Origin of the sequence: Bacillus sp. FSL W8-0116 (genome assembly GCF_038003825.1) — a bacterium.
In the GTDB taxonomy this organism is placed as follows: Bacteria; Bacillota; Bacilli; order Bacillales; family DSM-4216; genus Bacillus_O; species Bacillus_O smithii.
The window spans coordinates 1,966,194-1,990,858 of the sequence record NZ_JBBOPY010000001.1 but is presented as its reverse complement, the minus strand read 5'-3'; the positions used below and the strand labels follow the sequence as shown (position 1 = coordinate 1,990,858).

Sequence of the window (24,665 nt, the reverse complement as noted above, 5' to 3'; positions counted from 1 at the left end):
ATTAATTTCCTCCTTCCTCAGATTTCTTCTTAGCAGGAAGGACTTCTCCACGATAAATCCATACTTTCACGCCGAGTTTTCCATAAGTTGTATCTGCTTCTGCATGAGCATAATCAATATCAGCGCGAAGAGTATGAAGAGGAACAGTTCCTTCACTGTAATGTTCAGAACGAGCAATATCAGCACCGCCTAAACGTCCTGAAACCATTGTTCTGATTCCTTTAGCGCCTGCACGCATAGCACGACTGATTGCTTGTTTTTGTGCACGACGGAAAGATACACGGTTTTCAAGTTGACGAGCGATGTTTTCTGCAACTAATTTAGCGTCTAAATCAGCTTTCTTAATTTCGACAATGTTGATGTGAACTCGTTTTCCGGTTAAATCGTTTAAAGCTTTGCGGAGAGCTTCAACTTCAGTACCGCCTTTACCAATAACCATTCCAGGTTTTGCAGTATGAATCGTGATGTTGATACGGTTTGCCGCACGTTCGATTTCCACACGGGAAACGGATGCATCTTCTAGGCGTTTTGCAATATATTCACGAATTTTTAAGTCTTCGTGTAAAAGGTCTGCGTAATCTTTTTCTGCGTACCATTTCGAATCCCAATCACGGATTACACCAATACGCAAACCGTTAGGATGTACTTTTTGACCCACGAATTATCCCTCCTTTTTTTCTGATACCACGATCGTAATGTGGCTTGTGCGTTTATTAATTTGGCTAGCTCTTCCCATAGCGCGAGGACGAAATCTTTTTAAAGTCGGACCTTCATCCACATAGGCTTCAGAAACCACAAGATTGTTTACGTCCATGTCATAGTTATGTTCTGCATTCGCAACAGCAGATTTTAATACTTTTTCAACGATAGGAGATGCTGCTTTTGGAGTAAGGCGTAAAATCGCAACAGCTTCACCTACTTGCTTTCCTCGGATCAAATCAACCACTAAGCGAGCTTTACGAGGAGCAATTCGAACTGTTTTTGCAACAGCTTTTGCTTGCATTAGGATAACCTCCTCTCATTAACGTCTTGTTTTCTTGTCGTCACCGGCATGGCCTCTGAAAGTACGAGTTGGTGCAAATTCACCCAACTTATGACCTACCATATCTTCAGTAATGTATACAGGCACATGTTTGCGGCCATCGTAAACAGCAATTGTATGTCCGACAAAAGATGGAAAAATTGTTGAACGACGAGACCAAGTTTTAATTACTTGCTTCTTATCACTTTCATTCAATTTTTCGATCTTTTTCATTAAATGGTCATCAACAAAAGGTCCTTTTTTCAAGCTGCGACCCATATTGGTACCTCCCTTCTCGATTGTTCTACGGCTCTTAAATCGAACCGTAGTGCAATCTTATTATTTTTTGCGTCTGCGAACGATAAATTTATCGCCCTTATGATTTTTCTTGCGAGTTTTATATCCAAGAGTCGGTTTACCCCATGGCGTAACAGGAGTTTTACGTCCAATTGGAGCACGTCCTTCCCCACCACCGTGTGGATGGTCGTTCGGGTTCATAACAGATCCGCGAACAGTTGGGCGTTTACCAAGCCAACGAGAACGTCCGGCTTTTCCGATATTAATTAATTCATGTTGTTCGTTACCAACTTGGCCGATCGTAGCACGGCAAGCAGCTAAAATCATTCTTACTTCACCGGAAGTCAAACGAACAAGTACATATTTTCCTTCTTTCCCAAGTACTTGTGCAGATGTTCCGGCAGAACGAACTAATTGTCCACCTTTACCTGGTTTTAATTCAATATTGTGAATGATTGTACCAACTGGGATATTAGCAAGCGGCAATGCATTTCCGACTTTAATATCCGCTTCAGGTCCAGACATTACTTCCATGCCGACCTTTAAATTTTTAGGAGCTAAGATATAACGTTTTTCTCCATCTACATAGTTGATTAAAGCAATATTGGCGGAGCGGTTTGGATCATATTCGATCGTAGCAACGCGTCCTGGTATGCCATCTTTATCGCGTTTAAAATCGATAATGCGGTATTGGCGTTTATGACCGCCGCCTTGATGACGAACAGTAATTTTTCCTTGGTTGTTGCGACCGCCTTTTTTATTTAAAGGCGCAAGCAAGGATTTTTCCGGGGTATCAGTCGTAATTTCAGCAAAATCAGATACCGTCATGCCGCGACGACCGTTGCTGGTTGGTTTATACTTTTTGATCGCCATTCTTGATTCCCTCCTCTTCTGCTAAATTAAGCTTCAAATAATTCGATTTCTTTACTATCAGGAGTTAATGTAACAATCGCTTTGCGACGTTTGTTTGTATATCCAGCGAAACGTCCCATGCGTTTGAATTTTCCTTTATAGTTCATAATGTTGACTTTTGCTACCTTCACGTCGAAAATTTCTTCGACAGCTTGTTTCACTTGAGTTTTGTTCGCTTTTACGTCAACTTCAAAAGTATATTTCTTTTCGGCAGTTTGTTCCATTGAACGTTCAGTAATAACGGGGCGCTTAATAATATCACGAGCATCCATTATGCAAGCACCTCCTCTACTTTTTCAACGGCAGATTTCGTCATGATTAATTTGTCATGACCAAGTACGTCCAATACATTGATGCCGTTCGTATCAATGACAGTCACACCAGGAATGTTGCGGGCTGACAGAACCACGTTTTCGTTGGAACCGTCCGTTACAACAAGTGCTTTAGTATCTACGGAAAGGTTTTTAAGAACTTTAGTGAATTCTTTTGTTTTTGGAACATCGAAATTCAATGCATCCACTACTACGATGTTATTTTCATTCACTTTAGAAGAAAGTGCAGATTTGATAGCCAAACGGCGAACTTTCTTCGGAAGTTTATAGCTGTAGCTGCGTGGTGTTGGTCCAAATACGGTACCACCTCCGCGCCATTGTGGTGCACGAATCGAACCTTGACGAGCGCGACCGGTTCCTTTTTGACGCCATGGTTTGCGTCCTCCACCGCTAACTTCGGAGCGATTTTTCACTTTATGTGTGCCTTGGCGCAATGAAGCTCTTTGCATTACGACCGCTTCATGCAATACATGTTCATTTGGTGTAATACCAAAGATGGAATCATTTAATTCGATATCTCCTACTTTAGTTCCGCTTTGATTGTATAAAGCTACTTTTGGCATTCCTGTTTCCTCCTTTCTTTCGTCAGATTTTATAATGATTTAACCGCAGTTTGGATTTTTACTAACGATTTTTTCGGTCCAGGAACATTGCCTTTAATAAGGATCACATTACGTTCAGGATCCACTTTTACGATTTCAAGATTTTGAATCGTTACTTGTTCTCCGCCCATGCGTCCAGGAAGTTCTTTTGATTTAAATACTCTGTTCGGAGCAATTGGACCCATCGAACCAGGGCGACGATGATAACGAGAACCGTGAGCCATTGGACCGCGAGATTGTCCGTGGCGTTTAATAGCCCCTTGGAATCCTTTTCCTTTAGTTACTCCTGTAACATCCACTACATCGCCTTCAGCGAAAATATCAACTTTGACTTCTTGACCAACTTCATATTGGCTGAGATCAACCCCGCGAATTTCGCGAATGAAGCGCTTAGGAGCAGTGTTTGCTTTTGCAGCATGGCCTTTTTGCGGTTTGTTAGCTAATTTTTCGCGTAGATCTTCAAATCCTAATTGAATAGCTTCGTAACCGTCCGTTTCAACTGTTTTCTTTTGCAACACAACATTCGGAGTTGCTTCGATAACAGTTACCGGAATTAAATCACCATTTTCTGCAAACACTTGCGTCATGCCAATTTTTCTTCCTAAGATTCCTTTTTTGGTCATCAGTCACACCTCCTAATAATGATCTGCTTTATCTTTACAATTTAATTTCAATGTCAACACCAGATGGAAGATCTAATCTCATAAGTGAATCAACAGTTTGTGGTGTTGGATTCACAATATCAATCAGACGCTTATGAGTACGCATTTCAAATTGTTCACGAGAATCTTTATATTTGTGCACCGCACGAAGAATTGTATAAACCGATTTTTCCGTTGGCAACGGAATCGGACCAGATACTGCAGCGCCAGAGCGTTTCGCAGTTTCCACAATCTTTTCAGCAGATTGATCTAAAATTCTGTGATCATAAGCTTTTAAACGAATGCGAATCTTTTGTTTTGCCATTATTTTCCCTCCTTCTCCGCCTATTTTCAAATAGACATTCTCCATGGAAATTTCCTCACACACTCGCCATGGCAAAGCGGCCGGGTGTGTCAGCAACCTTCCACTTCATCGCAGTCAAAAACCAACATTGTCTATTATACATAAAAAATGGTGCAAATGCAACACAATTTAAACAGACAATAGAAATAGCCTCCACTATTATACTGGGGTATTGCCGCAAATTCAAGATGGTGGATAATCAATGGCCGCAGATTAACTTGTAAGGATAAAAACGATGAAACAAAAAAAGCAACAGCACGACATTAGTCGCGCTGTTGCTTCATATTATAAATACTAACTGACTATCGATTATTCAAGGATGCTAGATACAGAACCAGCACCTACTGTACGTCCGCCTTCACGAATAGAGAATTTTGTTCCTTCTTCGATCGCGATTGGCGAAATCAATTCAACAGTCATTTCAACGTTGTCGCCAGGCATAACCATTTCTACGCCTTCTGGAAGAGTGATAATTCCCGTTACGTCAGTTGTACGGAAATAGAATTGAGGGCGGTAGTTAGAGAAGAATGGAGTATGACGTCCACCTTCTTCTTTAGACAAAACGTATACTTGTGCTTTAAATTTAGTATGAGGAGTGATAGTTCCTGGTTTTGCTAATACTTGACCACGTTGAACTTCTTCACGGGAAATACCACGAAGAAGGGCACCGATGTTGTCACCAGCTTCAGCATAGTCAAGAAGTTTACGGAACATTTCTACTCCAGTAACTGTAGTTTTCTTAGGTTCGTCGGAAAGACCGATGATTTCTACTTCGTCACCAACTTTTAATTGACCGCGTTCTACACGACCAGTAGCAACAGTACCGCGTCCAGTGATAGAGAACACGTCTTCTACTGGCATCATGAACGGTTTGTCAACTTCACGTTCTGGAGTTGGGATGTATTCGTCTACTGCATCCATTAATTCAATAATTTTGCTTTCCCATTCAGGATCTCCTTCTAAAGCTTTAAGAGCAGATCCTTTGATGACAGGAATGTCGTCACCAGGGAATTCATATTCAGAAAGAAGATCGCGAACTTCCATTTCAACTAATTCAAGTAATTCTTCGTCGTCAACCATGTCGCATTTATTTAAGAATACAACGATGTAAGGAACACCTACTTGACGAGAAAGAAGAATGTGTTCGCGAGTTTGAGGCATAGGACCATCAGCTGCAGATACAACAAGGATAGCCCCGTCCATTTGAGCAGCACCAGTGATCATGTTTTTAACGTAGTCAGCATGTCCTGGGCAGTCAACATGTGCATAGTGACGGTTGTCTGTTTCATATTCAACGTGTGCAGTAGAAATAGTAATACCGCGTTCACGTTCTTCAGGAGCACCGTCGATTTGATCATATGCGCGAGCTTCTGCTTTACCTTGTTTAGCAAGAACAGTGGTAATAGCAGCAGTCAAAGTTGTTTTACCATGGTCAACGTGACCGATTGTACCAATATTAACGTGTGGTTTTGAGCGATCGTATTTTGCTTTACCCATTAGGGAATCCTCCTTTTACAAAATAAGGTTAAGTATATATATATGGGGCTTTGAAGATAGAAGTGTCCCTATCTTCAAAGATACCATAACTTACAATGTTATTTATACTTTATTGCTCACTATAAATCAATTATTCGCCTTTATTTTTTTTAATAATTTCTTCAGCGATGCTCTTCGGAACTTCTTCGTAATGATCGAAGTGCATAGTGTATGTTCCGCGGCCTTGAGTGTTGGAACGCAAGGATGTTGCGTAACCAAACATTTCAGCGAGTGGTATAAACGCTTTTACAACTTGAGCATTTCCGCGAGCTTCCATGCCTTCCACTCTTCCGCGTCTGGAAGTGACATCGCCCATGATATCTCCTAAATATTCTTCAGGAATAACAATTTCTACTTTCATGATTGGTTCAAGAAGAACCGGATCACATTTCGAAGCAGCGTTCTTCAACGCCATAGACGCCGCAATTTTGAACGCCATTTCACTGGAGTCGACATCATGGTAAGAACCATCAAAGAGTTTTGCTTTGATGTCAATTAAAGGATAACCAGCTAAAACACCGTTTTGCATAGCGTCTTCCAAACCGGCTTGTACAGCTGGGATATATTCACGAGGAACAACTCCTCCGACAATCGCATTTTCGAACTCGAAACCTTTTCCTTCTTCATTTGGCGAAAATTCGATCCAAACATGTCCGTATTGACCACGACCACCGGATTGACGAACGAATTTTCCTTCCACTTGAGCAGATTTACGGAACGTTTCGCGATAAGCAACTTGAGGAGCACCTACATTCGCTTCTACTTTGAATTCCCGTTTCATACGGTCGACGATAATATCAAGATGAAGTTCTCCCATACCTGCGATAATGGTTTGACCTGTTTCCGTATCAGTATGGGCATGGAATGTTGGGTCCTCTTCTTGCAGCTTGCTTAATGCGATGGACATTTTATCTTGGTCGGCTTTTGATTTCGGCTCAATAGCAACCTTAATAACCGGATCCGGGAATTCCATGGATTCCAAAATAATTGGGTTCTTTTCATCACATAGAGTATCTCCAGTTCCAGTATCTTTTAAACCAACAGCCGCTGCAATATCTCCCGCATAAACGGTTGAGATTTCTTGGCGGTGGTTAGCGTGCATTTGAAGAACACGTCCAACGCGTTCACGTTTATTTTTCGTCGAGTTCAATACATAAGAACCAGAGTTCAACGTTCCAGAATAAACACGGAAGAACGTTAATTTACCAACATAAGGGTCAGTCATTACTTTAAACGCCAAAGCAGAGAATGGTTCGTCATCGCTTGCATGGCGTTCTTCTTCTTCGTCTGTATTCGGGATCGTTCCTTTAATAGATGGAATATCCACTGGAGACGGAAGATAATCGATCACACCGTCCAGCATTAGCTGAACACCTTTGTTTTTAAACGCAGAACCACAGAACACTGGGAAGAACTCAACATTTACTGTTCCTTTACGGATAGCAGCCTTTAATTCCTCGTTTGTGATTTCTTCACCTTCAAGGTATTTCATCATTAAGTCTTCATCCAGTTCCGCAACAGCTTCGATTAGTTTGTTGCGATATTCTTCTGCTTGTTCTTTGTAGTCATCTGGAATTTCACGTTCTTCGATACTAGAACCTAAATCGTCAGCATAATAGTATGCTTTCATTTCAATCAGGTCAATAATCGCTTCAAATTGATCTTCCGCACCAATTGGAAGTTGGACAGGGTGCGCATTTGCTTGAAGACGCTCATGAAGCGTTTTAACAGAATATAAAAAGTCTGCTCCGATTTTGTCCATTTTATTGACAAACACAATACGGGGAACTCCGTATGTAGTAGCTTGGCGCCAAACAGTCTCTGTTTGCGGTTCAACCCCGGATTGGGCATCAAGAACAGCTACGGCACCGTCAAGTACGCGCAAGGAACGTTCAACTTCTACAGTAAAATCCACGTGCCCAGGAGTATCGATGATATTAATACGATGACCTTTCCATTGAGCAGTCGTAGCGGCAGAAGTGATCGTAATACCGCGTTCTTGTTCTTGCTCCATCCAGTCCATTTGGGATGCACCTTCATGGGTTTCCCCAATTTTATGAATGCGTCCCGTATAGAAAAGAATACGCTCAGTTGTTGTTGTTTTACCGGCGTCAATGTGAGCCATGATACCGATATTGCGAGTCTTTTCTAAGGAGAACTCTCTTGGCATGTTGTCTTTCTCCTTCCTTCACAAAATAATAAAATAAATCCCGCTAGCAATCTCCCGATCATCTCGTAAGTTTCAAGGAGATTCAGAACAAAAATTCAGGTCCAACACCCTTATCCATCATAAGGGGATAAAGAAATCCCCTCTGACGAAATTTCAAGAAACAGCAAGTGTCTGTCCATTCTTACCAACGATAATGTGCAAAAGCTTTGTTAGCTTCAGCCATTTTGTGAGTATCTTCGCGTTTTTTCACTGCTGCACCTGTGTTGTTGGCAGCATCCATAATTTCGTTGGCTAAACGTTCTTCCATTGTTTTTTCACCACGAAGACGAGCATAGTTCACTAACCAACGAAGTCCTAAAGTGGTGCGACGTTCTGGACGAACTTCAACCGGAACTTGATAGTTGGCTCCACCAACACGACGTGCTCTTACTTCTAATACAGGCATGATATTTTTAAGTGCTTGATCAAACACTTCCATAGGATCTTTGCCTGTACGTTCACGAATGATATCAAATGCAGAGTAAAGAATTTTTTGCGCTTTTCCTCTTTTTCCGTCGATCATAATTTTATTGATCAAACGAGTGACTAGCTTTGAATTGTAAATGGGATCTGGCAAAACGTCTCTTTTTGCCACTGGTCCTTTACGAGGCATATGATTTCCTCCTTTCGATACTGATTATTTGTGCATTATTTTTTCTCTTTTGGTTTTTTCGTACCGTATTTTGAGCGGCCTTGTTTGCGGTTTTCAACACCCGCAGTATCTAATGCTCCACGAATAATATGATAACGAACCCCTGGTAAGTCTTTTACACGTCCTCCACGAATGAGCACAACGCTGTGTTCTTGGAGGTTATGTCCGATACCAGGAATATAAGCAGTAACCTCAATACCGTTTGACAGACGAACACGAGCGTATTTACGCAATGCAGAGTTCGGTTTTTTCGGAGTCATTGTACCAACACGTGTACATACTCCGCGCTTTTGAGGCGAAAATACATCTGTTTGTACTTTCTTAAAGCTGTTTAATCCTTTATTAAGCGCCGGAGATTTAGATTTAGTTATTTTAGATTTACGAGGTTTACGTACTAATTGGTTAATTGTAGGCATGAAATTTTCCTCCCTTCGTTTTTGTTTAAGCCCACACATCCAGGTGGTTCATTTTTTGGCAAAAACAAAGTTTTTGTAGTCATCTACAAAAACGCTATTCATTGACAATAGCAACAGCCGCTGCACCAACATCGATCCCACAAGCTTTTCCGAGCTTTTTCATCGAACTGACATAAGTAATAGGTACATTCGATTGTTTCGCTTCTTGAATCACTGCTTCGACGACTCTGCTATCAGCGTCGGAAGCAACGACTACTTCTAGGGCACGATTATTCTTGATGGCTTTTGCTGTTTGTTTTGTTCCTATAATCACTTTTTTTGCCTGTGCTACTTTTTCATAAGACATATTGAAACATCCTCCAAAGTAACAAGGTATAGATAGGAGCACCTTGAATATAGTAACACTTTCAATTTTTAATGTCAACGTCAGAATGAAAATTTTCATCCGGCACCGGTGAAGACCGGCGCCGGATAGGTGATTAATCTTGTGCTACAGGCTGTTCCTCTTTTTCTTTAGCTTTTTTTGTAACAACCGGTTCTGATTTGCGATAACGCTGCATTCCCGTACCTGCTGGAACAAGCTTACCAATGATGACATTTTCTTTCAAGCCAAGCAATTCGTCCCGTTTGCCCTTGATGGCAGCATCTGTCAACACGCGAGTTGTTTCTTGGAACGAAGCTGCGGATAAGAAAGATTCTGTTTCCAAAGATGCTTTTGTGATTCCTAACAGCACCGGACGACCGGTTGCAGGGGTCTTACCTTCCAATAATACTTTTCGGTTTGCTTCTTTAAATTGATGTATATCCAGTAATGAACCTGGAAGTACATCGGTATCACCGGCATCAATGACACGTACTTTCCGAAGCATTTGTCTTACCATAACTTCAATGTGTTTATCGCCGATTTCAACCCCTTGCATACGATAAACTTTTTGAACTTCTTTCAACAGATATTCTTGAACAGCAGACACATCGCGAACTTTGAGCAATTCTTTCGGATCGATGGATCCTTCCGTGATTTCCTGTCCACGTTCTACTTTATCATTCACACTTACTTTTAATCTTGCGGTGTAAGGAGCTGTATAAGTTCGAGTTTCAACTTCGCCTTGAACCACTATTTCGTATTGACGATCTCGACCTTCGTTAATCGCTGTAACGACACCGTCAATTTCAGAAATGACCGCTTGCCCTTTCGGATTACGGGCTTCAAACAACTCTTGGACACGTGGCAAACCTTGCGTGATGTCGTCTCCTGCTACACCACCTGTATGGAATGTACGCATTGTTAATTGCGTACCAGGTTCCCCGATGGATTGAGCAGCGATAATACCGACAGCTTCGCCGACTTCCACTTCCTGTCCAGTCGCCAAGTTGCTTCCGTAACATTTTTTACATACGCCATGGCGTGTGTTGCAAGTGAAGGCAGAACGAATCCAAACTTGTTCAATTCCAGCATCTACAATAGCTCTTGCTGTATCTTCTGTAATCAATTCGTTTTCGCGAACAAGAATTTCTCCTGTTTCCGGATGTTTGACCGTTTTTCTGGAGTAGCGGCCAACAAGACGTTCTTCTAAAGGCTCGATTACTTCTGTACCATCTTTGATTGAAGAAATTAACAAACCACGATCCGTTCCGCAATCCTCTTCACGGACAATGACATCTTGCGCTACGTCGACCAAACGTCGTGTTAAATAACCAGAGTCGGCAGTTTTCAACGCCGTATCAGCAAGACCTTTACGAGCACCGTGAGTGGAAATGAAGTATTCGAGTACGGTTAAACCTTCACGGAAGCTGGATTTAATCGGCAATTCAATAATCCGGCCAGCCGGGTTTGCCATTAAACCGCGCATACCAGCTAACTGCGTAAAGTTCGAAGCATTACCACGGGCACCGGAGTCACTCATCATGAAGATTGGGTTTGTTCTATCTAAGTGTTCCATCAGTCTGCCTTGGATTTGATCTTTGGCAGCACTCCATATGGAAATAACCCGATCATAACGTTCATCTTCTGTAATAAGACCTCGTTTGAATTGTTTCATGACCGTATCGACCTTAGCTTGAGCTTCTTGCAAAATTTGCGGTTTTTCAGCCAGTACGACGATATCGGCAATACCGATCGTAATTCCTGCTTTTGTAGAATATTTGAAACCGAGGTCTTTCATCCGGTCAAGCATCTTCGAAGTTTCCGTGATTTTGAAACGTTTAAATACTTCCGCAATGATGCTTCCCAAGATTTTTTTCTTAAACGGTTGGATAAGCGGTTGTTTTTTAATATGTTCTTTCACATCCACCGTTGGATCCACAAAATATTTTTCCGGCGTTTTACCTTCCAAATTTTCTTTTGTTGGCTCATTAATGTATGGGAATGTGTTTGGCAAAATTTCGTTGAAAATAAGTTTTCCTACAGTCGTAATCAATAATTGTTTATTTTGTTTTTCTGTAAAGGTTTGGTTATGAAGCGAACCGGCATGAACCGCAATACGAGAGTGCAAATGGACATAGCCATTTTGATAAGCGATCAAAGCTTCGTTCGCATCTTTGAAGACCATTCCTTCTCCGACTGCATTTTCCCGTTCAAGCGTTAAATAATAGTTACCAAGCACCATATCCTGAGATGGCGTTACGACTGGTTTACCATCTTTAGGGTTCAAGATGTTTTGAGCGGCCAACATCAACATCCGAGCTTCTGCTTGTGCTTCCGCAGACAACGGAACGTGAACAGCCATTTGGTCTCCATCGAAGTCCGCATTATAAGCTGTACAAACAAGCGGATGAAGACGAATGGCGCGACCTTCTACCAATGTTGGTTCAAACGCTTGAATTCCTAAACGGTGAAGCGTTGGGGCACGGTTCAGCAATACAGGATGTTCTTTAATGACTTCTTCTAGTACATCCCATACTTCTGGTTGAACTCGTTCAATTTTTCTTTTAGCGCTTTTAATGTTGTGCGCTAATCCTTTTTCAACAAGCTCTTTCATTACAAAAGGCTTAAATAGTTCAAGCGCCATTTCTTTCGGCAGTCCGCATTGATACATTTTTAAGTTCGGACCTACAACAATAACAGAACGGCCAGAATAGTCAACACGTTTTCCTAGCAAGTTTTGACGGAAACGACCTTGTTTCCCTTTCAGCATATGAGAAAGAGATTTGAGCGGGCGATTTCCAGGTCCAGCTACAGGTCGACCGCGACGTCCGTTATCGATAAGAGCATCGACTGCTTCTTGCAGCATTCTTTTTTCATTTTGAACAATAATGTTAGGAGCACCTAAATCTAAAAGACGTTTTAACCGATTGTTTCTGTTGATAACCCGACGGTACAGATCATTTAAGTCGGAAGTAGCAAAACGTCCTCCGTCAAGTTGAACCATTGGGCGCAGTTCAGGAGGAATAACCGGAAGAACATCTAAAACCATCCATTCCGGTTTATTGCCGGAATTACGGAAAGCTTCCAATACTTCCAATCGTTTAATAGCACGTGTTCTTCTTTGCCCTTGAGCCGTTTTTAATTCTTCTTTTAATGTTTCTACTTCTTTATCCAAGTCGATGTCTTGTAAAAGCTTTTTAATAGCTTCTGCACCCATCGATGCTTGGAATTTATTTCCGTATTTTTCTCTATACGTACGGTATTCTTTTTCAGAGAGGAGTTGTTTTTTCTCTAAAGTTGTTTCCCCAGGATCCGTCACAACGTAAGAAGCAAAATAAATAACTTCTTCTAGGGCTCTAGGCGACATGTCCAAGACAAGTCCCATGCGGCTTGGAATTCCTTTGAAATACCAAATGTGGGACACTGGCGCAGCCAATTCAATATGGCCCATTCTTTCCCGACGAACTTTCGATTTGGTGACTTCCACACCGCAACGATCACATACAACACCTTTATATCTCACTCTTTTATATTTTCCGCAATGGCATTCCCAGTCTTTTGTTGGACCGAAAATACGTTCACAGAATAAGCCGTCTTTTTCTGGTTTGAGAGTTCGATAGTTAATCGTTTCGGGTTTTTTTACTTCACCGTAAGACCAAGACCGGATTTTATCCGGAGACGCTAGACCGATTTTCATATACTCGAAATTATTTACATCTAGCAAGGGGCCTACCTCCCTTTTTATATAGAGCTTTGCAAGTTTTAAATCGTTCCTCCCTATTTGGTCATCCGGGAGGAACGACCTATCTGCCAAAAATCTTTTCTGAGTCTATAGAACGACTGAGCATCATTCTTTAGTGCCGACTTTTTCCGATTCTTCATTGCCTTCCGTCACAATGTTTAAAGAGTCAACTTGCTGAATATCGTCTTCATCTTCCAGCTCTTTCATTTCAATTTCTTTTTCATCGCCTGAAAGAATTTTGACATCTAAGCCTAAACTTTGAAGTTCTTTGATCAATACTTTGAAAGATTCAGGAACTCCCGGTTCAGGAACATTTTCTCCTTTAACAATAGCTTCGTATGTTTTTACACGGCCAACTACATCGTCGGATTTCACCGTGAGGATTTCTTGTAGCGTATAAGCTGCACCATATGCTTCCAGCGCCCACACTTCCATTTCTCCAAAGCGTTGCCCACCAAACTGTGCTTTCCCACCAAGTGGTTGTTGGGTGACGAGTGAGTATGGTCCTGTTGAACGAGCGTGCAGTTTATCATCGACCATGTGAGCCAGTTTGATCATATACATGATACCAACTGATACACGGTTATCGAACGGTTCCCCAGTCCGGCCATCGTAAAGAATGGTTTTGCCATCTCTAGGCATTCCTGCTTCTTCGATCGTTTCCCATACGTCATCTTCACGGGCACCATCAAATACAGGAGTTGCAACATGGATTCCCAGCTTACGGGCAGCCATACCCAAATGGAGTTCCAACACTTGCCCGATGTTCATCCGTGATGGCACCCCTAATGGGTTAAGCATGATATCGAGAGGGGTTCCGTCCGGTAAAAACGGCATATCTTCCTCAGGCAAAATGCGTGAGATAACCCCTTTGTTACCATGGCGTCCAGCCATTTTGTCTCCTTCATGGATTTTCCGTTTTTGAACGATATAAACACGAACCAACTGATTGACGCCAGGTGGTAGTTCGTCTCCATCTTCACGGTTAAAGACTTTTACATCCAAGACAATTCCGCCGCCGCCATGAGGCACTCTTAAAGAAGTATCTCGGACTTCGCGGGCTTTTTCACCAAAAATGGCGTGCAGCAAACGTTCTTCAGCCGTTAATTCTGTAACGCCTTTAGGAGTTACTTTTCCTACTAGAAGGTCACCGTCTTTTACTTCAGCGCCAATGCGGATAATTCCACGTTCATCAAGATTTTTCAGCGCATCTTCTCCAACGTTCGGAATATCGCGGGTGATTTCTTCCGGTCCAAGTTTTGTATCGCGTGACTCGGATTCATATTCCTCGATGTGGATCGATGTATAAACATCATCTTTTACGAGGCGTTCACTCATGATAATAGCGTCTTCATAGTTATAACCTTCCCAAGTCATAAATCCGACCAAAACATTACGGCCTAACGCTAATTCACCTTTATCCATGGACGGACCGTCAGCTAAAATTTCACCTTTTTTCACTCGATCTCCAACTTGGACAATAGGACGTTGGTTGTAGCACATACCTTGGTTAGAACGAACAAATTTAAGAAGACGGTATTTATCCAAGTCGCCTTTTACTTCTTGGCCATCCACTTCTGATACACGTCGAACCCAAATTTCTCTTGCCTCTACGTGTTCAACAATACCGTCATGCTTACAGATAACAGCAGCCCCTGAGTCTCTTGCTGAAACATGTTCCATTCCTGTTCCAACAATTGGTGCTTCAGGCTGAATGAGCGGTACTGCTTGACGCTGCATGTTGGCTCCCATTAAAGCACGGTTGGAGTCGTCGTTTTCAAGGAACGGGATACATGCCGTTGCCGCAGACACAACTTGTTTTGGCGAAACATCCATGTAATCAACACGTTCTTTCTTGACGACCGTGTTTTCGCCTCGGATACGCGCAACGACTTCATCATCAACAAACGCTCCGTTTTCATCTAAACGGGCATTTGCCTGTGCAACGACATAATTATCTTCTTCATCAGCCGTTAAATAATCAATTTGGTCAGTCACTCTTCCGGTTTCCGGATCTACGCGGCGATACGGAGTTTCAATAAAACCGAAACGATTGACTTTTGCGTAAGTAGAAAGAGAGTTAATCAACCCGATATTCGGACCTTCAGGGGTTTCAATTGGACACATACGACCATAGTGGGAATAGTGAACATCCCGTACTTCAAAGCCCGCACGTTCCCTCGTCAATCCACCTGGTCCCAATGCTGATAAACGACGTTTATGTGTTAATTCTGCAAGAGGATTGGTTTGATCCATAAATTGAGACAGCTGAGAACTTCCGAAAAATTCTTTGATCGACGCGATGACTGGTCGAATGTTAATTAATTGCTGAGGCGTAATCGTATTGGTATCTTGAATGGACATTCTTTCACGAACAACACGTTCCATTCTCGATAAACCAATGCGGAATTGATTTTGCAGCAATTCACCTACCGAACGCAAGCGACGGTTTCCTAAATGGTCAATATCATCAGTATGTCCCACACCATACAGCAAATTAAAGAAATAACTAATAGATGCAATGATATCAGCTGGAGTGATGTGTTTTACATTCTCATCCGGCACCGCATTGCTGATAATGTTGATTACTTTGTCTTCATCACTGTTGGGGGCATAAACTTTTATGGATTGGACCACGATATCGTCTTCCAAGACACCGCCCGTTTGGCGATAGGTTTTAAAACCAATACCATTTTCGATGTTAGGCAAAATTTTGTCTAAAGTCCGGCGATCTAAAACGGTTCCTTCTTCGGCAATAATTTCTCCCGTCTCAGGATCAACAAGTGTTTCTGCCAAACGTTGACCGAAAATGCGGTTTTTAATATGAAGTTTTTTGTTAATTTTATAGCGTCCTACATTGGCCAAATCATACCGTTTCGGATCGAAAAAGCGGGAAATTAATAAGTTTCTAGCGTTTTCAACCGTCGGCGGTTCGCCCGGACGCAGGCGTTCATATATTTCAATAAGAGCTTTTTCCGTATTGTCTGTATTATCTTTTTCTAATGTATTTCGAAGATATTCGTTGTCACCAAGCAACTCGATGATTTCTTGATCAGAGCCAAAACCAAGAGCCCGTAGAAGAACCGTAACAGGCAGTTTTCTTGTCCGATCAATACGTACATATACGATATCTTTGGCATCTGTTTCGTATTCAAGCCAAGCTCCGCGGTTCGGTATAACAGTTGCTGTAAATCCCTGTTTTCCGTTTTTGTCCATTTTACCGTTGAAGTAAACGCTTGGCGAGCGGACCAATTGGGAAACAATGACCCGTTCAGCACCGTTAATGATAAACGTTCCCGTTTCCGTCATAAGCGGGAAGTCACCCATGAATACTTCTTGATCTTTCACTTCGCCTGTTTCTTTATTGACTAAACGCACCTTTACTCGAAGAGGAGCAGAGTAAGTTGCATCTCGCTGTTTCGCTTCTTCCACCAAATACTTTGGTTCACCGAGACTATAGTCGATAAATTCCAAAGATAAGTTTCCAGTGAAATCCTCGATCGGCGAAATATCCTGGAACATTTCTCTTAGTCCCTCATCAAGAAACCATTGATAAGAGGATGTTTGAATTTCAATAAGATTCGGCAATTCTAAAATTTCACTGATACGTGCATAACTTCTGCGTTGGCGGTGTCGTCCGTATTGAACTAGTTGACCTGTCAACTGATTCACCCCTCAAATCAAGCGTTTTAGTTGCATCTATCCTTTTATGTCGGGGATAGCCCCTAACAACTAAGGCAAAAAGAAAAAGGTTTTTTCTTAGAAAACCTCAAATTCACATGAACTAGTTATTATATTATCTTTTCCATAATACCCAAAATTTAACCATTAGCTTATTTTTTCAATTAAGACTTGGATAATATATTGGCATTTTATAATATTAACACAACCATTATTTGTCGTCAATGTTTTTCTGCTTTTAAAACGTAATAACCTTTCTTTTTCTCTTCAACGGAAACGGATTGAAACAGTTCCTCCAGTTTTCTCATTGCTGATGGGGCGCCTTGTTTTTTTTGGATCACCGCCCAAAACTCTCCTCCGGGTTGAAGTTTATCATAGCTTTGCGAAAAAATTTTATGGACAATCGCCTTGCCCGCTCTTATCGGGGGATTGGTCAGTATAGCAGCAAAGCCATACTCTTTTACGTTATCCAAACCATCGCTTTCATAAATCTGTACATTTTCAATGCCATTCATATCTGCGTTTTCCTTTGCAAGCGACAAAGCGCGCAAATTGATATCGACCATATGCACCGTTCTTTCGGGACAATAAGCAGCAACCGCCAACCCAATAGGACCGTAGCCGCATCCGACGTCGAGTACCGGACCTTCTAAACGAGGCGCTCGAAAACTTTCAATCAGTAAACGCGAGCCAAAATCGACTTCCTTTTTAGAAAAAACTCCGGCATCGCTTTTAAAATGAAAGGAATGATTTTTTAATTGATAATCCCAGTAAATCGGGTTGCTTTTGATTTCGGGGGAACGCGAAAAATAATGATCTGCCAAATTGTATCCCCTCCAAAGGAGTGATTGCGAAGAATTGGTTTAAGAAGAAAAAGTGCAAAAAAGCCCGCTGATTCAGCGAGCTTTTTCATAAAATTGTAATTACTTAACTTCAACGCCAGCTCCAACTTCTTCAAGTTTCGCTTTGATTTCTTCAGCTTCTTCTTTAGAAGCGCCTTCTTTAATTGGTTTCGGAGTATTGTCAACAAGTTCTTTTGCTTCTTTAAGTCCAAGACCTGTGATTTCACGAACCACTTTAATAACTTTGATTTTTTGTGAACCTGCATCAGTCAGAATTACATCGAATTCTGTTTTTTCAGCAGCGTCAGCGCCACCACCAGCAGCACCAGCGATAGCCACAGGAGCAGCAGCCGTTACGCCAAATTCTTCTTCAATAGCTTTTACTAAGTCGTTTAATTCAAGAACGCTCATTTCTTTGATAGCGTCGATGATTTGTTCTTTCGTCATCTTTATTTTCCTCCTTAAATTATTTTATCACAATGCAGTCATATAATCATAGCAATAAGGATTATGCGCCTTGTTCTTCTTTTTGTTCAGCCACAGCTTTAGCCGCAAGAGCAAAGTTGCGGATTGGTGCTTGAAGCACGCTAAGCAGCATTGAAAGCAGACCTTCGCGAGACGGAAGTTCAGCCAACGCTTTGATTTCTTCTACGGAAACAACTTTTCCTTCGATGACCCCAACTTTAATTTCAAGCGCTTCGTTTTCTTTAGCGAAGTTGTTTAAAATTTTAGCCGGAGCTACAACATCATCGTTGCTGAAAGCGATGGCGTTCGGACCTGTCAACACATCGTTGATTTCCGCCAATTCAGCCGCTTCAGCAGCACGGCGTGTTAAAGTATTTTTATATACTTTAAATTCCACACCTGCTTCACGAAGTTGTTTACGAAGTTCTGTAATTTCCGCAACGTTTAATCCACGGTAATCTACCACAACGGTCGAAACGCTGTTTTTAAATTTTTCCGTAATTTCTTCCACAATTTGTTTCTTTTTTTCGATTGCAGTGCTCATCTTTACACCTCCTATATATGGCAGATGAACATTTATACCGCGCGAGCCAATAAAAAACCTCCATGCGTAGACACGGAGGCAAAGAAGACAATGTCAAAAGGACATACATCTATCCAATCTTACCTCGGCAGGAAATTAAGCTTCAAAGAAAGCACCTGCTGTCTACGGTACAAATGTTATTCGTTTTTTAAACGTGTTTCATTATATTATAACTTATGCAAATTGTCAATTTGATTTTACAGCAACGGAAGCTGGATCTACTTTAATTCCAGGTCCCATCGTAGAAGTAACGGAAACATTTTTCATATATGTTCCTTTAGCAGCAGCTGGTTTTGCTTTTAATAAAGTTTCAAAGATCGTTGCAAAGTTTTCAACAAGCTTTTCATTATCAAATGAAACTTTACCAATAGGAACATGAATGTTTCCAGCTTTATCTACACGGTATTCTACTTTACCGGCTTTAATTTCTTGAACTGCTTTCGTTACATCAAAAGTAACGGTTCCTGTTTTAGGGTTCGGCATTAAACCTTTAGGACCTAAAATACGACCTAGTTTACCGACTTCACCCATCATGTCCGGGGTTGCCACAATCACGTCAAAGTCAAACCAGCCTTCGCTGATTTTGTTGATATATTCTGTATCGCCAACGTAGTCTGCGCCTGCCGCTTCCGCTTCTTTTGCTTTTTCACCTTTCGCAAACACAAGAACTTTCGCTGTTTTACCAGTTCCATTCGGAAGAACAACAGCTCCGCGAATTTGTTGGTCCGCTTTCTTCGGATCAACGCCAAGACGGAAAGCAGCTTCAACCGTAGCGTCGAATTTGGTATAGTTCGTTTTCTTTACTAAATCAATTGCTTCTTCAATAGAATAAGCTTTCGAACGATCAACAAGCTTAAGAGCTTCTAAATATTTCTTTCCTTTTTTAGCCATTTCAATATCCTCCTTATGTGGTATTAACGGAAATCCTCCCACTAATAAAGGCTGCGAGTGAAAGTAATCCAATACATTCAACTTCGCAACCTTGTCAACAATCACTTAAGCGTTAGTCTTCAATCACAATGCCCATGCTGCGTGCAGTACCTTCAACCATTCGCATAGCAGCTTCCACGCTGGCTGCATTAAGGTCCGGCATTTTCAATTCAGCGATTTCGCGTACTTTGTCGCGTTTAATTGTTGCTACTTTGTTGCGGTTTGGCTCACCAGAACCAGATTCGATACCGGCTGCTTTTTTAAGCAATACGGCAGCAGGCGGTGTTTTGGTGATGAATGTAAATGAACGGTCCTCAAAAACCGTAATTTCAACCGGAATGATTAAACCTGCTTGGTCTGCTGTACGAGCATTAAATTCCTTACAGAATCCCATGATATTGACACCAGCTTGACCAAGCGCAGGACCTACTGGCGGAGCAGGATTTGCTTTACCTGCAGGGATTTGCAATTTAACTACTTTGATTACTTTTTTAGCCACGAGACACACCTCCTTAAGTCCGTGATGTGGTACTTGGAGAATCCAATCTCCTCCCACTCATGCAGTCATCTATCAAAATCAGCCTCCCAATCGAGAGACACACTGACTTATGAAATAGTACCATTTTTTTAGCGAAAATTCAAGTTGGTTACAAAATTATTTCTCGACTTGATCAAAATCAAGTTCAATTGGCGTCTCCCGACCAAACATATTCACCAGAACTTTCAACTTTCCTTTGTCATAGTCAATTTCTTCAATGGTTCCGGCAAAATTCGCAAACGGACCTTCTTTCACCGTTACCACTTCACCAATTTCAAAGTGAACGTCAAGCCGTTTTTCCTCAATGCCCATTTGTTTTAAAATGGCCTCTACTTCTTCCGGCAAAAGAGGAGTCGGCTTAGATCCAGAACCAGAAGATCCGACAAAACCGGTGACACCAGGAGTATTTCGTACTACATACCAAGAATCGTCAGTCATGACCAGCTCCACCAGTACATAACCGGGGAAAACTTTTCTTTTTACTACTTTCTTTTTCCCGTTTTTTACATCCGTTTCCTCTTCCTCCGGCACAATTACACGGAAAATTTTGTCTTGCATTCCCATTGATTCAACTCTTTTTTCTAAATTTGCTTTTACTTTATTTTCGTAGCCTGAATACGTGTGTACTACATACCAATTTTTCTCCATTTCCAAGGGACTTAGCGTCCTTCCCTCCTCCTAGTTATACAGCTCTCTGTGGACAGCCACGGATCATTTTTCATTGCAGGAAGATCATTTTCTACAGACCTGCCACATTAGCTTATTAGTGCGTTCGATTGAAAACCGTAAAGAAATATCTGTATCTTCATGGTTTTAGACTTTCGATGAAAACACATGTGGTCAGTTCGCTCTTTTTATCCAAATGAAAAAACCCGAATATCCCGGGCTTTTTCTGCATCTTGACTATTTTGTTTTCATTATACCATGTATGAAGAAGGTATATTCAAGGGAAATAAAAAGATTTTACCATCATTTTAATATCCAGCGAACGATCGAAGAAATTCCCAAGTCCACGACCGCGAAAAAAACGGCCAAAAACGCGACGGTCGCGATAACTGTTATGGTGTAGTTCGTTAATTCTTTCCGATTAGGCCAGCTGACCTTTCTCATCTCAGACGCGACGTTACGGAAAAATTGGGCAATACGTGACATGTCGAAACCTCCATATAATGCTTGCTCTTACGATTATTTCGTCTCCTTATGAATCGTATGTTGATTGCAATATTTGCAAAACTTTTTCACTTCTAAACGCTGAGCAGAGTTGCTCCCGTTAACAGAATAATTTCTTGAACCGCATTTTGAGCAAGCTAAAACGACTTTTTTTCTCATTTTTGGTCACCTAATAAGATTATAACGTTGAAATGTTAAAAAAATATCACTATAATTGTAAAATGTCAAACAAACGTTTAAATAGATAATTGTTTTATTTCAAGATAGCGCTCAAGTTTTCTTTTTACCCTTTGTAAAGCATTATCAATCGATTTGACGTGGCGGTTCAGCTCTTCGGAAATCTCTTGATAAGACTGACCGTCCAAATACAGTGCCAATACCTTTCTTTCAAGATCGCTCAATAGCTCATTCATTTTTTCCTCGATGCTGTCAAATTCTTCTCTGTTGATTAACAGCTCTTCCGGATCAAGCATTTTTGTCCCCGAAATGACGTCCATAAGCGTCCGGTCTGATTCTTCGTCATAAATCGGTTTATCAAGTGATACATAAGAATTTAAAGGTATATGTTTTTGTCTCGTAGCTGTTTTAATAGCGGTTATAATTTGTCTTGTAATGCAAAGCTCCGCAAAAGCTTTAAAGGTTGTAAGCTTGTCCTCTTTATAATCACGGATGGCTTTGTAAAGGCCAATCATTCCCTCCTGAACAATATCTTCCTTATCGGCGCCAATCAGGAAATAAGAACGAGCTTTGGCCCTTACAAAGTTTTTGTACTTGTGAATCAGAAAATCCAATGCTTCACTATTCCCTTGATGAACCAATTCGATAATTTCTTCGTCATCCATCTTTTCCAATACCCCGCCGTTTAAGCTCCGATTATTCAAGCTCACACCATCCCCTCGACCGCAAAAACATAGATATATAAATTAAAATAAAGGTTTTCTCCCGTTCCACGGCGAATAAATACAAAGAGAAAATAGGGGAACGGAGAGAAAATATGATGCCAAATCACAAAGACGAGATCGAAAAGTTGTCCACTGCCATGAAAGAAGCAAAAAGTAAACGAGCATATGAACGCTACCAAGCGATTTATCTTCATTTGCAGGGATATACCAAAGGAGAAATCGCAACGATTATTGGTCGATCCAAGAAAACTATTTATAACTATATTCATGCCTACGCCCAGCGCGGTCTTGATGGACTGGAGATGAAATACTCACCTGGCGCCCCACGTCGATTGACCCCTGAGCAGGAAAAAGAGCTGGCTTTGATCATTGAACATCAGCTCCCCGTAGATGTGGGATTCGAAGCAAAATATAATTGGACGCTTGCGATAATCGCTGAACTCATTCAACAAAAGTGGGGGCCAACATACACGCTTCGCGGAACAAGTGACATTCTGCATCGGTTAGGGCTAAGCTATACGAAACCGACCTATACACTAGCCAATGCCGATGAAGAGAAACAAAAAGAATTCGTCGAAATCACCTTCCCTGAAGTAAAAAAAAACTGGTAGATGGGAACATCGCCCATGTCCTCTTTCAAGATGAGTCGATGATTCGTGATTACCAAGCGATTCAAAAAACATGGTTTGTCAAAGGAAAACAACGAATCATTCCGACGTTTGGAAAACATCAAGGGCTGAAGCTGATTGGCACGTTGAACTACGAAACAGGGGAAGTGTTTTGCATCGAAGAAGAATGCTATGACGCGGAAACATTTCTTCGATTTCTTCAACTTGTGTTAGAACGCTATCCCACAGGCAAAATAGTGATGATTTTAGATAACGCTCGAATTCACCATGCCAAACTCATTCAGCCATTTTTAAAAGAACACGAAGATCGGTTAGAGCTCGTCTTTTTGCCACCATACAGTCCGCAATTGAACTTGATTGAAGGGCTATGGAAATGGCTGAAATCAGACGTGATTTACAACGTGTTCTATTCGAGTGTGCAAGAAATTAGAAAGAATGTCCAAGCCTTTATTCAGCGAATCAACCAGAAACCAGAACAAACGATCGATCGTTTGTGTGTTCAGTTGTAAATCTTTAATTCAACTTATATAGAAACATTATACAGTAGAAATTTTTTGAACGTCAACGAATCATTTTTCACCACGGCGCCATTTTTCAAAAATTTCCGCCACTTCGTCACTAAGAAAGATTTTTGAAACAGATTTCGCTTCTTGCGTTTTCTTCACTTTCTTTTTTATTTTTTTCTCGATTTCTTTCATCTCGATCAGCAATTCCCGTGCTGAAATACGAAGCGCCCCTTGCCCGAAAATGGCCCATTGTTCCGTATAATCGGATGTTGCTACATATACTTGATTGCGAATATTCGTCAATTCAATCGCCTTTTTTTCAATCCATTCATCGGCAGATTCATTTTCTCTCGTAAAGACGACTTCGACTTGATAATTTTGATATCTTTTTTCAATCCCCTTTACATAGTGGGCATCAAACACGACGATCACTTTAAATCCGCTGTATCCTTGATATTCTGCCATTTTTTCAATTAAACGGTCCCTTGCTGCCGCTAAATCTTTTTTCTTCAATTCCTGAAGTTCCGGCCAGGCTCCGATAATATTGTAGCCGTCGACTAATAGGATGTTCATCTTAATCCCCTAAAGGATAACGATTTCTAAAAATCTCATACATGAGCAATCCGGCTGCAACCGATGCGTTTAATGAGGTTACATGGCCTCTCATCGGAAGTCGATAGAGAAAATCGCATTTTTCTTTTAACAGCCTGCTCATTCCTCGCCCTTCACTGCCAATAATTAAACCAAGCGGAAGCTTTCCGTCAAGACTTCGATAATCCTCATTGCCTTGAGCATCTGTCCCCGCAATCCAAAGGCCTCTCTCTTTAAGCTCGTCCACTGTCCGGGCCAAGTTCGTAACGCGGGCAACAGGGATATATTCTATGGCACCGGTGGAAGCTTTCGCTACCGCCGTCGTCAGTCCTACCGCTCTTCGTTTCGGAATGATAATTCCATGGACACCGACAGCATCGGCCGTTCTCATGATAGAGCCTAAATTATGCGGATCTTCGATTTCATCTAAAATTAAAAGAAAAGGCGTTTCCTTTCTTTCAGCGGCCACTTGAAACAATTTATCTATATCTGCATACTTGTATGCTGCCACTTGTGCGACAACACCTTGATGGTTTTCGTTCACTAGTTGATCAATCTTTTGTTTCGGGACAAATTGAACGAGAATGTTCGCCTTTTTTGCTTCTTTAATGATCGGCGTCATAGATCCTTTTTGAGCACCATCCGCAATCCATATTTTATTGATCTCCCGCTTGGATCGAAGGGCTTCCAACACAGTGTTCCTGCCGGCAATTAATTCCTTATCCAATGGGGCTCCTCCT

The 24,665-nt window shown here is 41.4% G+C and carries 27 protein-coding genes and 1 other annotated feature; of the genes, 1 reads left to right on the top strand and 26 read right to left on the bottom strand.

The window, feature by feature from the left end; all coding sequences use genetic code 11:
• Nucleotide 1 precedes the first annotated feature (1 nt).
• From rpsC to sigH, 24 genes are all read right to left on the bottom strand, one after another.
• Entirely contained in the window at nucleotides 2–658 is a 657-nt protein-coding gene (gene rpsC / locus N1I86_RS09390; protein ID WP_003354776.1) for a 30S ribosomal protein S3, read from the bottom strand.
• Between the two features lie 3 nt (nucleotides 659–661).
• Nucleotides 662–1,003 (bottom strand): 50S ribosomal protein L22, encoded by a 342-nt coding sequence (gene rplV / locus N1I86_RS09385; RefSeq protein ID WP_048622378.1) that lies wholly within the window; start codon nucleotides 1,001–1,003, stop codon nucleotides 662–664.
• An 18-nt stretch (nucleotides 1,004–1,021) separates the two neighbouring features.
• Nucleotides 1,022–1,300 (bottom strand): 30S ribosomal protein S19, encoded by a 279-nt coding sequence (gene rpsS / locus N1I86_RS09380; protein ID WP_003354778.1) that lies wholly within the window; start codon nucleotides 1,298–1,300, stop codon nucleotides 1,022–1,024.
• A gap of 60 nt (nucleotides 1,301–1,360) precedes the next feature.
• On the bottom strand, nucleotides 1,361–2,191 hold the full coding sequence (gene rplB, locus N1I86_RS09375; protein WP_003354779.1) for a 50S ribosomal protein L2: 831 nt from the start codon (nucleotides 2,189–2,191) through the stop codon (nucleotides 1,361–1,363).
• Between the two features lie 26 nt (nucleotides 2,192–2,217).
• Nucleotides 2,218–2,502 (bottom strand): 50S ribosomal protein L23, encoded by a 285-nt coding sequence (gene rplW / locus N1I86_RS09370; RefSeq protein ID WP_003354780.1) that lies wholly within the window; start codon nucleotides 2,500–2,502, stop codon nucleotides 2,218–2,220.
• Complete coding sequence (rplD, locus tag N1I86_RS09365; RefSeq protein WP_327797716.1) at nucleotides 2,502–3,125, bottom strand: 50S ribosomal protein L4; 624 nt, start codon at nucleotides 3,123–3,125, stop codon at nucleotides 2,502–2,504. Before rplD ends, rplW begins: the two co-directional genes overlap by 1 nt.
• Before the next feature lie 29 nt (nucleotides 3,126–3,154).
• Nucleotides 3,155–3,787, bottom strand: coding sequence for a 50S ribosomal protein L3 (gene rplC / locus N1I86_RS09360; RefSeq protein ID WP_003354782.1), 633 nt, complete (start codon nucleotides 3,785–3,787; stop codon nucleotides 3,155–3,157).
• 34 nt (nucleotides 3,788–3,821) lie between these two features.
• On the bottom strand, nucleotides 3,822–4,130 hold the full coding sequence (gene rpsJ, locus N1I86_RS09355; protein WP_003354783.1) for a 30S ribosomal protein S10: 309 nt from the start codon (nucleotides 4,128–4,130) through the stop codon (nucleotides 3,822–3,824).
• A 348-nt stretch (nucleotides 4,131–4,478) separates the two neighbouring features.
• Complete coding sequence (gene tuf / locus N1I86_RS09350) at nucleotides 4,479–5,666, bottom strand: elongation factor Tu (RefSeq protein ID WP_003354788.1); 1,188 nt, start codon at nucleotides 5,664–5,666, stop codon at nucleotides 4,479–4,481.
• A 130-nt stretch (nucleotides 5,667–5,796) separates the two neighbouring features.
• Nucleotides 5,797–7,875 carry an elongation factor G gene (gene fusA / locus N1I86_RS09345; RefSeq protein ID WP_270583431.1) on the bottom strand — a complete coding sequence of 693 codons (2,079 nt, stop codon included), beginning with the start codon at nucleotides 7,873–7,875 and terminating at the stop codon, nucleotides 5,797–5,799.
• Nucleotides 7,876–8,056: 181 nt separating this feature from the next.
• Nucleotides 8,057–8,527: a 30S ribosomal protein S7 gene (gene rpsG, locus N1I86_RS09340; RefSeq protein WP_003354790.1), complete on the bottom strand. Its 471-nt coding sequence runs from the start codon at nucleotides 8,525–8,527 to the stop codon at nucleotides 8,057–8,059.
• 35 nt (nucleotides 8,528–8,562) lie between these two features.
• The gene (rpsL, locus tag N1I86_RS09335; RefSeq protein WP_003354791.1) at nucleotides 8,563–8,982 is read right to left on the bottom strand and encodes a 30S ribosomal protein S12; all 420 of its coding nucleotides are present in this window, start codon (nucleotides 8,980–8,982) and stop codon (nucleotides 8,563–8,565) included.
• A 94-nt stretch (nucleotides 8,983–9,076) separates the two neighbouring features.
• Nucleotides 9,077–9,328, bottom strand: coding sequence for a 50S ribosomal protein L7ae-like protein (locus N1I86_RS09330; RefSeq protein WP_003354792.1), 252 nt, complete (start codon nucleotides 9,326–9,328; stop codon nucleotides 9,077–9,079).
• Between the two features lie 133 nt (nucleotides 9,329–9,461).
• Entirely contained in the window at nucleotides 9,462–13,070 is a 3,609-nt protein-coding gene (rpoC, locus tag N1I86_RS09325; RefSeq protein WP_341096019.1) for a DNA-directed RNA polymerase subunit beta', read from the bottom strand.
• A gap of 123 nt (nucleotides 13,071–13,193) precedes the next feature.
• On the bottom strand, nucleotides 13,194–16,751 hold the full coding sequence (rpoB, locus tag N1I86_RS09320; protein ID WP_341096018.1) for a DNA-directed RNA polymerase subunit beta: 3,558 nt from the start codon (nucleotides 16,749–16,751) through the stop codon (nucleotides 13,194–13,196).
• A 239-nt stretch (nucleotides 16,752–16,990) separates the two neighbouring features.
• Nucleotides 16,991–17,593 (bottom strand): class I SAM-dependent methyltransferase, encoded by a 603-nt coding sequence (locus N1I86_RS09315; protein ID WP_270583434.1) that lies wholly within the window; start codon nucleotides 17,591–17,593, stop codon nucleotides 16,991–16,993.
• Between the two features lie 99 nt (nucleotides 17,594–17,692).
• Entirely contained in the window at nucleotides 17,693–18,058 is a 366-nt protein-coding gene (gene rplL / locus N1I86_RS09310; RefSeq protein ID WP_003354796.1) for a 50S ribosomal protein L7/L12, read from the bottom strand.
• A gap of 61 nt (nucleotides 18,059–18,119) precedes the next feature.
• Nucleotides 18,120–18,620 carry a 50S ribosomal protein L10 gene (rplJ, locus tag N1I86_RS09305; RefSeq protein WP_003354797.1) on the bottom strand — a complete coding sequence of 167 codons (501 nt, stop codon included), beginning with the start codon at nucleotides 18,618–18,620 and terminating at the stop codon, nucleotides 18,120–18,122.
• A 42-nt stretch (nucleotides 18,621–18,662) separates the two neighbouring features.
• Nucleotides 18,663–18,806 (bottom strand) — a sequence feature (ribosomal protein L10 leader region).
• Nucleotides 18,807–18,845: 39 nt separating this feature from the next.
• Complete coding sequence (rplA, locus tag N1I86_RS09300; protein WP_003354798.1) at nucleotides 18,846–19,550, bottom strand: 50S ribosomal protein L1; 705 nt, start codon at nucleotides 19,548–19,550, stop codon at nucleotides 18,846–18,848.
• 112 nt (nucleotides 19,551–19,662) lie between these two features.
• Entirely contained in the window at nucleotides 19,663–20,088 is a 426-nt protein-coding gene (gene rplK / locus N1I86_RS09295) for a 50S ribosomal protein L11 (RefSeq protein ID WP_003354800.1), read from the bottom strand.
• Between the two features lie 156 nt (nucleotides 20,089–20,244).
• Nucleotides 20,245–20,775, bottom strand: coding sequence for a transcription termination/antitermination protein NusG (nusG, locus tag N1I86_RS09290; protein ID WP_040341608.1), 531 nt, complete (start codon nucleotides 20,773–20,775; stop codon nucleotides 20,245–20,247).
• 321 nt (nucleotides 20,776–21,096) lie between these two features.
• Nucleotides 21,097–21,279, bottom strand: coding sequence for a preprotein translocase subunit SecE (secE, locus tag N1I86_RS09285; protein ID WP_003354802.1), 183 nt, complete (start codon nucleotides 21,277–21,279; stop codon nucleotides 21,097–21,099).
• Nucleotides 21,280–21,312: 33 nt separating this feature from the next.
• Complete coding sequence (gene rpmG, locus N1I86_RS09280) at nucleotides 21,313–21,456, bottom strand: 50S ribosomal protein L33 (RefSeq protein WP_040341604.1); 144 nt, start codon at nucleotides 21,454–21,456, stop codon at nucleotides 21,313–21,315.
• A 77-nt stretch (nucleotides 21,457–21,533) separates the two neighbouring features.
• Nucleotides 21,534–22,139: an RNA polymerase sporulation sigma factor SigH gene (sigH, locus tag N1I86_RS09275; protein WP_147542803.1), complete on the bottom strand. Its 606-nt coding sequence runs from the start codon at nucleotides 22,137–22,139 to the stop codon at nucleotides 21,534–21,536.
• A gap of 152 nt (nucleotides 22,140–22,291) precedes the next feature.
• Between sigH and N1I86_RS09270 the strand changes: the two genes are divergently transcribed.
• A protein-coding gene (locus tag N1I86_RS09270) for an IS630-like element ISBs2 family transposase (protein ID WP_076611651.1) occupies nucleotides 22,292–23,337 on the top strand; the annotation gives its coding sequence in 2 pieces (ribosomal slippage) (nucleotides 22,292–22,795 and nucleotides 22,798–23,337; 1,044 coding nt in all).
• Nucleotides 23,338–23,397: 60 nt separating this feature from the next.
• Here the strand turns inward: N1I86_RS09270 and N1I86_RS09265 are convergent.
• Both N1I86_RS09265 and rlmB read right to left on the bottom strand, forming a co-directional pair.
• Nucleotides 23,398–23,907 carry an NYN domain-containing protein gene (locus N1I86_RS09265; protein WP_341096014.1) on the bottom strand — a complete coding sequence of 170 codons (510 nt, stop codon included), beginning with the start codon at nucleotides 23,905–23,907 and terminating at the stop codon, nucleotides 23,398–23,400.
• Between the two features lies 1 nt (nucleotide 23,908).
• On the bottom strand, nucleotides 23,909–24,652 hold the full coding sequence (gene rlmB / locus N1I86_RS09260) for a 23S rRNA (guanosine(2251)-2'-O)-methyltransferase RlmB (RefSeq protein ID WP_003354805.1): 744 nt from the start codon (nucleotides 24,650–24,652) through the stop codon (nucleotides 23,909–23,911).
• Nucleotides 24,653–24,665: the final 13 nt, after the last annotated feature.